The organism is Mucilaginibacter kameinonensis, assembly GCF_003675385.1.
In the GTDB taxonomy this organism is placed as follows: domain Bacteria; phylum Bacteroidota; class Bacteroidia; order Sphingobacteriales; family Sphingobacteriaceae; genus Mucilaginibacter; species Mucilaginibacter kameinonensis.
The window spans coordinates 732,947-745,574 of sequence record NZ_RCWZ01000005.1 but is presented as its reverse complement, the minus strand read 5'-3'; the positions used below and the strand labels follow the sequence as shown (position 1 = coordinate 745,574).

Annotated in this window: 8 protein-coding genes; all 8 read left to right on the top strand. The window is 42.2% G+C overall.

Features of this window, described 5'->3' with window-relative positions; genetic code table 11:
- Positions 1–8 precede the first annotated feature (8 nt).
- Positions 9–1,130: a phosphotransferase enzyme family protein gene (locus tag EAH55_RS26070; protein ID WP_121812235.1), complete on the top strand. Its 1,122-nt coding sequence runs from the start codon at positions 9–11 to the stop codon at positions 1,128–1,130.
- A 1-nt stretch (position 1,131) separates the two neighbouring features.
- Positions 1,132–1,782, top strand: coding sequence for a carbohydrate-binding family 9-like protein (locus tag EAH55_RS26065; protein ID WP_121812234.1), 651 nt, complete (start codon positions 1,132–1,134; stop codon positions 1,780–1,782).
- 305 nt (positions 1,783–2,087) lie between these two features.
- Complete coding sequence (locus EAH55_RS26060) at positions 2,088–2,678, top strand: RNA polymerase sigma-70 factor (protein ID WP_121812233.1); 591 nt, start codon at positions 2,088–2,090, stop codon at positions 2,676–2,678.
- A gap of 157 nt (positions 2,679–2,835) precedes the next feature.
- Complete coding sequence (locus tag EAH55_RS26055; RefSeq protein ID WP_121812232.1) at positions 2,836–4,005, top strand: FecR family protein; 1,170 nt, start codon at positions 2,836–2,838, stop codon at positions 4,003–4,005.
- Between the two features lie 197 nt (positions 4,006–4,202).
- On the top strand, positions 4,203–7,553 hold the full coding sequence (locus tag EAH55_RS26050; RefSeq protein WP_208644941.1) for a TonB-dependent receptor: 3,351 nt from the start codon (positions 4,203–4,205) through the stop codon (positions 7,551–7,553).
- A 46-nt stretch (positions 7,554–7,599) separates the two neighbouring features.
- Positions 7,600–9,435 carry a RagB/SusD family nutrient uptake outer membrane protein gene (locus tag EAH55_RS26045; protein WP_121812460.1) on the top strand — a complete coding sequence of 612 codons (1,836 nt, stop codon included), beginning with the start codon at positions 7,600–7,602 and terminating at the stop codon, positions 9,433–9,435.
- Positions 9,436–9,532: 97 nt separating this feature from the next.
- On the top strand, positions 9,533–10,834 hold the full coding sequence (locus EAH55_RS26040; RefSeq protein WP_208644940.1) for an IPT/TIG domain-containing protein: 1,302 nt from the start codon (positions 9,533–9,535) through the stop codon (positions 10,832–10,834).
- A 211-nt stretch (positions 10,835–11,045) separates the two neighbouring features.
- Positions 11,046–12,599, top strand: a complete 1,554-nt coding sequence (locus tag EAH55_RS26035; protein ID WP_121812230.1) for a right-handed parallel beta-helix repeat-containing protein — start codon at positions 11,046–11,048, stop codon at positions 12,597–12,599.
- The last annotated feature ends 29 nt before the right edge of the window (positions 12,600–12,628 follow it).

Here is a 12,628-nt window from a genome sequence, read left to right as displayed (position 1 = left end):
TATAACATATGCCATATAACATATCCGAAATAGTAGCCAACTTTTCTACTGAAGGGGAAATTGATACTATAATTCCATTCGGCTCCGGCCATATTAACGATACATTTCGCATAAAGATAACCGGTTCGGATTTGCCTGGCTACCTGCTTCAGCGCGTCAATCATTATGTGTTTGTAAATGTGCCTGCGCTGATGAATAATGTGCAACTGGTAACTGAGCATCTTAAAAAGAAATTGATCAAAGCACCCGGCTCCGATCCGGAAAATGAGGTGCTTACCATAGTGAGGACAAAAGATAACAAACTCTTTTTTCAGGATACTGATGATAATTACTGGCGGATGTACCTGTTTTTGAAGAACACTAAAAGCTATGATCAGGTACTTACCGAAAATCAGGCCTATGAAGGTGGCAAAGCTTTTGGTAATTTTCAATTACTGCTGGCCGATTTGGATGTTACTTTACTTGCTGAAACTATCCCCGGTTTTCACAATGTTACCATGCGTCTTGACAAGTTTAATAAAGCGGTATTGGTTGATGGTAAGGATCGTATTAAAGAGGTTTTGCCCGAGCTTAGGTTCATAGTTGAAAGGGTTGAAAAGATGACATCCATTTTGAATTTGGGCAAGGAGGGGAAATTACCCTTGCGCATCATCCATAATGACACCAAATTCAATAACATATTGCTCGATGTGCATGACCATGCTCAATGCATAATTGACCTTGACACCGTTATGCCCGGCTACGTGGCCTATGATTTTGGCGACGCAATCAGGACTATCATAAATACCGCATCCGAGGATGAACCCGATCTTTCAAAAATTAACCTGAACATTTCTTTGTTTAAAGCATACACCGAAGGTTATTTTAAAAGCGCACATCACTTTTTAACCGATCTTGAAGTTGAGATGCTGGTAATGGGCGTTTTATTGATCCCCTATATGCAGGGCGTACGTTTCCTTACAGATTATATAGAAGGCGACGTGTATTATAAAACATACTTCGCCGGGCATAACCTGCAGCGTACCAGGGCTCAGTTTCAGTTACTCAGAAAGCTGGAGGAGCAGCATGCCATTCTCGATCAGATAATTCATGAAGTTTCAGAAACATATAAAGCACCATCATCCCAATAAAATGAAAGAACTTACGGTACCATTTTTAGACAGTGTAAATCATGTAAGCCCAATAGCGCATGTTTCGTTTTTATTAGATAATTATGAGAAGAACCATATTGGCTTAATGCCATGGCCTGGCAATGGTTATAAACCGGATGTGCATTTTGCCATAGCCTATGGCCTTGATGGACTTTTCATAAAATATTATGTAAGCGAAAAATCCATAAGGGCGGCATATACACAACCAAACCAACCAGTTCATAAAGATAGCTGTGTTGAGTTTTTTGTGTCGTTTGGCGATGACAAAAGTTACTACAGCTTTGATTTTAACTGTGCCGGAACCTGTATGTTAAGCTTTGGCGCTGATAGAACGAATAGGGAATTATTGCCCGAAGCCGCTATACGGGCAATAAGGCACCATACTAATTTTAAACTGGTTAATGATATCCGGAAGGGTAGTTTAGGCTGGGAACTTACATTGATGATACCGCTGAAGGCTTTTTGTAACCACTCCTTTACCTCTTTAAACGGTAAGCAATGCCGGGTAAACTTTTACAAATGCGGTGATGATTTGCCCGATCCTCATTTTTTGGTATGGAATAACATTAAATCGGCCGAGGCTAATTTTCATTTGCCAGAATTTTTCGGAAAAATGATATTTGAAAACTAACCGTAATAGCGGTCCGGAATAACTGAATTTAAAGATTTTGCCGAATTTTATTTGCTGATGGCTTTCATTTAACAGTTTTTTTAGCTTTATTTACTATCGTAAATTATTCGAAATTACAAGTTCGGGACTTTAACCAAAATATCGTTTAAATAGTGTGAACGGTATTGATGCCAGACATTCATAAGGGGGGCTATAATTAAAATTAAGTATCCACGCGGTAATGTTAGGCCATTTGGATAATGACGAATAACAGATTTTGAGATAAGATATACCCTCGTTGATTTGGCAAATTGTTATAATGCGGAATGAATAGCCCGGAAGTTCAGTTATTTTCTGACGACAGACTTATTGCATTGATCCAGGTGAATGATCTTGCTGCGTTTGAACACATCTATAATAAATACTGGTCAAAACTTTATCTTTCGGCATATAATATACTCCGTGATCGCCAGGTATCTGAAGATATTACGCAGGAGGTTTTGGTAAGCCTGTGGATGAAAAGGAGCAGCATGCAGGTAACTACTTCTCTTAATGCTTATTTATATACCGCTGTGCGTTACCGGGTTTTCAATGTGCTGCGCTCGGGCAAGGTAAAGGCAGATCTGTTTAACAGTTTGGAAGAACTTTTCAGTAACAACGGCGGTGAAGAGATCTTGTCGGAAAAAGAGATTAACCGTTTACTGGAACAGGGTGTTGCCGAATTACCCGAAAAATGCAGGCAAATATTTTTGATGAGCCGTAAAGAACATTTATCTACTAAAGAGATTGCCGAACGCCTGGGTATTTCCCCTAAAACTGTCGAAAATCAATTAACCATAGCGCTTAACCGTTTGCGTAAAACATTGGGCGACTTTGTTTGCATGGCGCTGATCATGTTTTGTGGCCGGTGGTTTTGATATTTTTTGGCCCATTTTCAGGCCAGGTATAATCCTTCTACTGAATGCTCTTCTCTGAGCCCCCGAGTATTTGATGAATTGTTAAGCGGTAAAAAATATTAAAAATTTCTTTGGGGGTGTTGCATGTATTAAGGTACATACATACAACAACAAACCTATGGACAAAGAATTATTACTGAATTTAATAAACAAATACCTTTCGAACCAGGCCACTGCCGGGGAAGAAAAGCTTTTATTAGACTATTACGACACGCTTCAAAAAAACGAACTGAAATGGGACGAGTTTTTAATGGGCGATGAAGACACCGTTAAAACAGAGCTTTACGATAAAGTATTACAGGAAATAAAAACACGCGAATCTGTATCAAAGAAGCCTGTTATACTAAGAATGCGCTGGTTTGTAGCGGCTTCTGTGGCGCTGTTCCTTGCTGCTTCAGCTATACTGGTTGTTTACTTAAAACGTAATGGCGCCCCCTCAAATAATAACCAGCAGGTAGCCGCTAAGCATATTATCGCTCCCGGCGGCAATAAAGCTACCTTAACTTTATCTAACGGATCAAAAATTACGCTTGACGACCTTGCAACAGGTCAACTGACCAAACAATCGGGCGTAACTATTACCAAAACCGGTAATGGCAAGTTGGTTTATACTATCGCGAATGATTCATCTAAGTCGCCCCAAGGTGCTCTGCAGTATAATACCATTGAAACACCTAAGGGCGGGCAATACCAGGTTAATTTACCAGATGGTTCAAAGGTTTGGTTAAACGCGGCATCTTCTCTTCGCTATCCAACAAATTTCAGTGGTGCTGTACGTAGGGTTGAGCTAACCGGCGAGGCCTATTTTGAAGTTGCGAAGAATCCCGCCAAACCATTTAAGGTTGTGAGCAACGCGCAGGAAGTAGAAGTTTTAGGCACGCATTTTAACATCAGTACTTATCCCGATGACGCTTCGGTAAAAACTACCTTGTTAGAAGGCTCTGTCAAAGTGCTATCCACTAAATTAAACCAATCAAAACTGCTTAAGCCTGGCGAGCAATCCAATATCACAGACAATTCAATCCATGTTCAGGCAGTTGATACGGATGACGTGGTAGCCTGGAAAAACGGCTATTTTATGTTTGTTGACGAGGACTTGAAAAGCATCATGAGCAAACTTTCCCGCTGGTATAACATCGATGTAGAATATACCGGTAACGTTGATAATTTAAGATTTGGCGGGATGGTATCGCGTTCAAAAGATCTGGCTCAGGCATTGAAGATCATAGAACAAACCGGAAGCGTAAAAATTAAGATCGAAGGAAGGAGGGTTATCATTATGCCGTGATATTTTACTCCCGCATTAAGGTAACCTAAAAGTAAGCCGGAAGTGGTGGAACACTTCCGACTAAGCGTTAGGGCTTACCATGAAACTAAATTCGTAGTCCAATTTACACCTTAAACCCAAACAAGTTCAAATGTATGAAATGTTATGAAATAACATTATATGGGGTCCCCTGTATAAAAAATAAAGCTTTGTTGATTATGAAACTATCCATCATCTTATTGGTGGCAACCATACTTCAGGCAAGTGCTTCTGGTTACGCGCAAAAAATTACATTATCAGAAAAAAATACACCGTTAGAGAAGGTTCTCAAAAAAATAGGGGAACAAAGCGGATATGATTTTTTCTATAATTCAAAAGTAATTAAGGAGGCTAACCCGGTAAGTATCAATGTGCTGAATACTGACTTAGAAGAAGTGTTAAAACTGACATTTAAGGGGCAGCCGTTCATTTATAATATTGACGACAAAACGATCATCATCAAGCCCAAGCCTTTTGATATTCAGCCGCAAGCAATACCTGTTATAAAAATATCGGGGGTTGTAACCGACTCGAAGGGAGTTACTTTGCCCGGTGCCAGTGTGCGGATCAAAGGTTCTGACAAAGGTGTAATAACCGATAGTGACGGCCGGTTTACCATTGAAGCCAATGACAAAAGCGTACTTGTTATATCATTCGCAGGTTTCGTCTCTAAAGAGATTACTGTCACCGGGGCAACATCGTATTTGACGGTTCAGTTACTTGACGATACCAAGGGCATAAATGAAGTAGTTGTTGTAGGCTATGGCAAGCAAAAAAAGGTATCCATAACCGGTGCTGTTACTACGGTAAACGTGGCCGATATAACAACCCCAAACCGCTCCTTATCCAACGCGCTGGCCGGTAAGGTAGCCGGCGTTATATCCATGCAGCGCAGCGGTGAGCCGGGTTATGATAACGCCTCGTTTACCATCAGGGGCATTGGTACGTTTACAGGTAATGCAAATCCGCTTATTATTATAGATGGTGTACAGCGCGATGATGTGAATAGTACCTATGGAGGGGCTTATAATAACATCGATCCGGAAGATATTCAAAGTATATCTCTGTTAAAGGACGCCTCATCAACAGCAGTATACGGTGCCAAGGGCGCCAACGGTGTTTTGATCATCACAACTAAAAGAGGTGTTGTCGGCAAGCCTAAGATCTCTTTAAAAACAGAAGCCTCGATGTCTGGCCTTACCAAAACGCCAAAAATGCTCGACGCGGTATCGTGGATGAGACTGCATAACGAGGCAACAACAAATGATGGTAACCCGGCCGCATATTCCGAAGAAACTATTCAAAAAACAGCAAGCGGTTTAGACCCGTATCTGTATCCCAACGTAAACTGGATAAAATCTGTTTATAAAGATTGGGCGCCGGGCTACAATACTAACCTTAACGTAAGCGGTGGTGCACCATCGGTAAGGTACTATGTTTCAGCTTCTTTTTACGATCAGGAGGGAAGCTACAAGGTAACCAAACAAAATGGCTATAACCCTAACCTTAACTTTAAAAGATATGATTTCAGATCGAACCTGGATATCGATCTGAGCAAATCTACTTTATTAACAATGAACCTGGATGCCTTGCTGGTAAGCAGCCGTTATCCAGGTTTATCTGCCGGAAATATCTGGTACGAATCGTATTTAACACCACCTAACGCCTTTCCAATACGATACCCGGGTGGCCAGTGGGCTGGTCCGTTTAATAACGGCGGCTCAAACCCGGTAAACGATATTCAAAACTCTGGTTATCACAATGAATTTCGGCCAACTGTTCAGTCGGTGTTTTCCATTAACCAGAAACTGGATGCCATAACCAATGGATTAAGTGCCATGGCAAGATTTTCATTTGATTCGTACAGTGAAAATGATAACCGCAGAACCGGCGTCAATGACCTTTACCTGGCTACTTCAAGAGATGCTGATGGCAATTTAGTACTGAGCCAGTCAAGGTACGGGAATCAGTTTTTAGGCTATTCGCAATCGTCATCTGCCGAAAAAACGATGTATCTCGAAACAAATATCAACTACGATCAATCATTCGGGAAGCACCATTTTGGAGGCTTGTTTTTGTATAACATGCGCTCGAGGGTACAGAGCTCGGCCGGCGACGTTGTTAGCTCCATTCCCTACAATAACCAGGGTTTTGCAGGCAGGGCTACTTATGCCTATGCCGATAGGTATTTATTTGAGGTTAACGCAGGTTACACAGGCTCAGAAAACTTTGAAGCCGGCAAAAAGTTTGGCTTTTTTCCTTCAGTTTCGGGCGGCTGGGTAATTTCAAGGGAACCTTTCTTTAAAAACCTTACCAGTACATTTAACCTACTTAAAGTAAGAGGATCGCACGGTATGGTTGGTAACGACCAGATTGGTTCTAATTATGGTATAACAAGATTCCCCTATATCGGCCAATACGGCGCGGGTGGTTCGGTAGGCTTAGGTCTTAACGGAATTGTATTCAACGGTATAACCGAAAGCGTAATAGGAGTCGAAAACCTCACCTGGGAAAAAGCAACCAAAGACAACATCGGTTTAGAAATAGGTTTGTTTAATAAGTTAAACATCACTATTGATGCTTATAAAGAACGCAGGACTAATATCCTGGTTAAACGTAGTTCGCTATCAGGTATTTTGGGTGTTAGTGGCGCTGTATTTGCAAATCTCGGCGAAATGAATAACCGGGGTATTGAGGGCAATGTTGAATACAACGACAATTTTGGCAAAGTATCCCTTCGTTTGTACGGTAACTTAACTTACAACAACAATAAAGTTATTCAGCAGGACGAGCCTAAACAATTGTATTCGTACCAGCAGTCTACCGGCCGTAAATATGGCGACAACCTCATGTATATTGCCGAAGGATTATTTACGTCGCAGGAAGATGTAGATAAAAGCCCGTCACAATTTGGCGCGGTATTAAAACCCGGTGACATTAAGTACAAAGATGTAAACGGCGATGGTGTAATAAACAGTTTTGACAGGGTGTACACCGGTAAATCAGATATTCCGACAATATTATACGGCGCAGGATTTACGGTTGGCTATCATAATTTTGATCTCTCGCTCTTCTTCCAGGGTACTTCGAATGTTGTGATCATGGCTAACGGATCGGCTATAACAGGCTCGGGTGCAACCGGCGCGGGCATTGTGCCATTTACCGGTATGGGTACCTATCCATCTGGTATGCTGGCCAATCTGGAAAGCAGATGGACAGTTGAAAACCCAAGCCAAAATGTAGATTATCCGCGCCTGGGTATTTCAAACCAAAACAGCAATAACTACCAGCCAAGCACATGGTGGCTTAAAGATGGATCTTTTGTACGCTTAAAACAGGCAACATTAGGATATACACTTAAACCATTGGTTTTTACAAAAGCGGGCATCAGCTCTGTTTACCTGTACTTAACCGGGCAAAACTTGCTAACCTTCTCCAAATTTAAACTTTGGGACCCTGAACTTGGCTCAAACGGAGCCGGTTATCCGCCGGTAAGAATACTTGCGTTGGGATTAAGGGCCGCGTTTTAGAAATAAGGGAATTGAAATGATTTCAAAAGTATTTAAAGCTTTTCCGATGAAAAAAAATATACTAATTATGGCAATTGGGTTATGGGCCCTGAGCGCCGGTTTATCTTCATGTAATTACCTCAATAAAAAGCCCGATAACCTGTTAACCTCTGATTTGATCTGGAGCACCCGGGCCAATGCCGAATCATACCTGTACAATATATACGGCTACATACTTCAAACCGATGGTGGCAATTATAGCGCAATGGGCGCAAGTGATGAGTCGTCGGTATCCATTCCGGGCACAAACGTAAGGCAAATGGTTGCAGGAAACTGGAGCTCTGTTAACGCTTACTTTGATTACTGGGACAACTATTATACAGGTATCCGTTCGTCATTTATTTTTGAAGATAATATTGACAAAGTACCTACCAGTCAGTTAAGTGTAACCTTAAAAAATCAATATAAGGCAGAAGCCCGCTTTTTGCGCGGATGGTTTTACTGGCAGTTAATGAAGCAGTATGGTCCGGTTGTAAAGCTTACGGGCGCATTAAGTTTAAATGACGACTTTAATAAATATCCAAGAGCGTCATTTGATGAATTAAAAGGTTATATTAATCAGTTGATGGATCAGGCAGCTTCAACTTTGCCCGACCAATGGCCATCAACCAGTAATTATGGCCGACCTACAAAAGGCACTTGTTTGGCTGTAAAGGCGCAACTTGCTTTGTTGGCTGCCAGTCCGTTATGGAATGGCAATCCTGCATTGGCTTCTTTAAAAAACCAGGATGGTACAGCCCTGGCACCGGCAACCTATGATGCCAATAAATGGAAAGAGGCGGCTGACGCGGCAAAGGCGGTAATTGACCTTAACGCTTACAAGCTGTTTACCAATCTTGACAACGGCGGCACCCAATTTGACCCTTATCTATCTGTACGCGATCTATTCCTGACCAACTGGAACAGCGAGATCATTTTTTCACGAAATTCATGGAGTTACTGGGGATATACCAAATGCGTATCGCCCGGACCTGGTGGTTATAGCATTTACAATGCCACACAAAACGTAGTAGACGCCTTTGCTATGAAAAACGGCCGAACCATTGATGACCCTCAATCGGGCTATACACCAACCAATTTTGCGCAAAGCGATGGTAACAATTACTGGGAGCAGAAGAAAGGCCAATGGAATATGTATGCCAACCGCGAACCGCGTTTTTATGCATACATCCTGTATAATGGTCGCCCGGTATTACCGGCACCTACAATTGATGATAAAAATTATTATTCATCGGCCGCCAATATTGATGGCACAGGAAGGGTGGAGTTTTATTACAATGGCAAATCGGGACCGAAGGCAACCGGCGCAAGCAACAATATCACAGGATATAATGTACTGAAAAATGTGAGCCCTGCTGATAATATCAGGCAGGATCAGGCTACTTACCGTCCTTTTATCCTCATCAGGTATGCCGAAATACTGTTGAATTACGTGGAAGCCCTGAATGAATATGATCCGGGTAACCCGAATATCGTTACCTATCTCAATCAGATCAGGACGCGGGCTGGTTTACCGGGTATTGAAACCGTTTACCCCGGAGCGGTGGGAAACAAAGACCTGATGCGGAAATACATTTTAAGAGAAAGACAAGTAGAACTGTGTTTTGAAAGCGACCGCTATTTTACCCTGGTAAGAAGATTATTGCTGGGATCTGATGAAAATCAAACCATTTACGGCCTGAATGTGAACACGGACGATCAGGGACAAGGATTTTTATTTGCAGGTTTTTATAACAAAACACTGTTCCAGAAAAGGGTGTGGAACAATAAAATGTACCTGTTCCCAATTTCTCAGTATCAATTAGATCGTGATAGGGCCCTGGTGCAAAACCCAGGCTGGTAGCGCGCAGGTTGAAACAGCAGTAAGGATTTATGGAAAAACAGATAATTAACAATTGATTATTCCAATGAAAATATTCATAAAAATAATGTCAAAAGGTATGAACATATACTTTTTGGCTGGGGCGGTTTTTATCATGATAGCTTTTGCAGGTTGTAAAAAGGATAAAGTCCCAACGCATGATGCTAACGCTCCGATTGGTATCACTTCATTTATACCGGCTCAAGGTGGCGGTGGCACCGAGGTGTTGATTAATGGCTCTAATTTTTCAACCGATACCTCGCAGATTTCGGTTACCCTAAACGGGTTAAAGCTTAAGATCATTGGTGCCAATACCAAACAAATGATTGTTGTAGTACCTAAGAAAGCCGGATCGGGACCTATCATGGTAACCATTGGAAAAGGTTCGGCAACAAGCGCGGGTGATTTTACCTATCAGTATACCAGGACTGTTACTACGCTGGCGGGATCGGGCGTAGCGGGCTTTGCCAATGGCAAAGGTACGGATGCCATGTTTAACCTGAGCGGCCAAAGCTGGTACAGGAGCATGGGCATAGCCGTTGATGATAATCTTAACGTTTATGTTGCCGACCCCGGAAACCATTGTATCAGAAAAATTGATACCGCCGGAAACGTAACGACACTTGCCGGTAACCCCAATGTCGCGGGTTATGCCGACGGAAAGGGCACCGCCGCGAATTTTTATTTACCATATTCGGTGGCTACGGATGCCCAGGGCAATGTGTACTCTGTCGATCCGGTAAATTGGGATATCAGGAAAATTACTCCGGATGGCACTGCTACCACATGGGCCTGGGCAAACCAGGAGCCATGGAGTGTGGGTGTCGACAAAACTACGGGTTATGTTTACTACGGAAGCTGCTCCAACCCCGGAAACATTTACCAGATATCGGCTCAGTTTACATCAACGCAAGTTGTAGGCGGGCTGTATTATCCCGCAGGTATCGCTTTTGATAAAACCGGTAATTTATATGTATCCATGAACGGCGACCAGGTGGTTAAAAAGTTTACGGCAGGCACATGGCTGGGCAGCGTTGTTGCGGGGCAAACAGGTAGCTTAGGATACGTTAACGGAACAAGTACCGCGGCAAGGTTCGCCTATCCGTGGGGGATCGCGGTTGATAACAATAGCAATATATACGTGGCAGGCAACGGTACTGTATCTGGTAATACGGATAATCCGGATCAAAGTATCCGCTACATCCAGGCCGGTAATTTTGATGTAAGCACATTCGCCGGAAGTGGCTCAGCCGGATATTCTGACGCGATTGGTGGCTCCGCGCTATTTAGTGCACCAACTGGTGTGGCTGTTGATAAAAACGGGACTGTTTATGTATTGGATAAAAATAACAACAGGATAAGGAAGATAGTTTCGGAATAAAAAAGAGGCTTCTCATGGAGCGTCGCCAAATTGCGTCAAGCATCATTAATTATGAGATAATCTTTAAAAGCGGTCTTTCATTTACCGTGGATACCGCGAATGACAGTTTATTGTTTAGTTAGTTTATATAGCGCCCCGTAGCAGATATATATGCTACGGGCCTATATTCTTAGCCACAGGCATGGCTCTTTTAAATCTTAAATTAATTGTAATGAAATTTTATATCACTGTTTGGCTTTTATGTTTTTTCGCCATAAGTACGATGGCCACTTGTAAAAAGAATGCCGATAGGCATAATAAACCATTATCAGACAGCGCTCATGCTTACTACGTTGCTGTTGATGGATCTGACAATAATAAAGGCTCCATCAATGCGCCTTTTCAAACCATTAATGCTGCATTAAGTCATGCCATACCTGGCGACGTTATCATGGTTAGGGGCGGCAGGTATTATGACAAAGTAGTATTCCCTAAACCGGGAATAAAGAACAAAACAATTACGTTAAAAGCATATCCGGGAGAGAAACCTGTGCTTGACGGTAGCAAAATAATAGTTACAGGCTGGACGGCGTTAGTTACGCTGCGCAATGTAGCCTACATCACCTTGGATGGTTTTGAGATTTGTAATTTGACCAGTTCTGCACACGGTGTTGATCCGGAGGGGATTGTTATCGACAGTAACTCGCATGATATCACCATTAAAAACTGCGATATCCATAATGTAAAAAACAATGCTTCATTGGCCGATTGGCGCAGCGGACACGCCATCTTGGTAATAGGTAACGGAACCGCGGCAATTACCAACCTGGTTATTACCGGCTGCGAGGTACACGATACCCAAACCGGAACAAGTGAAAATGTAACCCTTGCCGGTAATGTAGATGGTTTTATCTTTAGCCATAATAAAGTTTACGACACGGAAAATATAGGTGTAATTGTAGCCGGTGGCGATAATCTTAATCCTAAAGGAGCGCTTGCCACCAACTATGCCCGTAACGGTGTAATAAGCGATAACGAATTTCACGATAACACCATGACCAAAACTCCCGAAACATGGGGGGCCGACAGGTATGGCGCCATTTCTATTTATGTATGTGGTGGCGCCAACACTATCATCGAAAGAAACATAGTATATAACAGCGATAGGGGAATAGGCCTGGTAAGTGAAAGTAACATATATGCCACCAAAACTACCATTGTACGAAACAACTTTGTATATAACTGTTATCGCACGGGCATATACATGGGCGATTATTTAAACTTTACAACCGGTGGTACTAAAGGTTGTTATGTTGTTAATAATACCCTGTATCAAAACGACCGTGTTTTAGGTGCCTTTGGTGAGATAGAAGGGGAGATAAGGCTTACCGAACATTGCGATAATAACGTGATCAAAAACAATATTGTATTTGCCAGACCGGTTGATGTATTTATTCATAAGTACACCACCACAGGCAACAACAACATTATCGATAACAATTTATATTACACCACAGGCACACCGCAATGGATCTGGAACAGCACCAACGGTGCGCCGCTTACCTCTCTTGATGCTTGGAAAGCAACCAGCAATAACGACGCTAATTCAACCAATGGTCTTGACCCTCTTCTGTTGAGCACGGCAAAGCCTGATTTACGCATACAATCATCTTCGCCTGCAAAAAATTCGGGAGTGGTTATTTCTGTTGATATAAACGGTAAAACGGATATCGATAAGAAGGCGCGTATTGTTAACAGGCAAATAAGTAAAGGTGCCTTTCAGTAAGACATTCATCAATATTAAATAAATAGTAT

Excerpts from the sequence above, each read along its gene's own strand:
- EAH55_RS26070 (WP_121812235.1), top strand. The coding sequence starts at position 9 with ATGCCATATAACATATCCGAAATAGTAGCCAACTTTTCTACTGAAGGG.
- EAH55_RS26065 (WP_121812234.1), top strand. The coding sequence starts at position 1,132 with ATGAAAGAACTTACGGTACCATTTTTAGACAGTGTAAATCATGTAAGC.
- EAH55_RS26060 (WP_121812233.1), top strand. The coding sequence starts at position 2,088 with ATGAATAGCCCGGAAGTTCAGTTATTTTCTGACGACAGACTTATTGCA.
- EAH55_RS26055 (WP_121812232.1), top strand. The coding sequence starts at position 2,836 with ATGGACAAAGAATTATTACTGAATTTAATAAACAAATACCTTTCGAAC.
- EAH55_RS26050 (WP_208644941.1), top strand. The coding sequence starts at position 4,203 with ATGAAACTATCCATCATCTTATTGGTGGCAACCATACTTCAGGCAAGT.
- EAH55_RS26045 (WP_121812460.1), top strand. The coding sequence starts at position 7,600 with ATGAAAAAAAATATACTAATTATGGCAATTGGGTTATGGGCCCTGAGC.
- EAH55_RS26040 (WP_208644940.1), top strand. The coding sequence starts at position 9,533 with ATGAACATATACTTTTTGGCTGGGGCGGTTTTTATCATGATAGCTTTT.
- EAH55_RS26035 (WP_121812230.1), top strand. The coding sequence starts at position 11,046 with ATGAAATTTTATATCACTGTTTGGCTTTTATGTTTTTTCGCCATAAGT.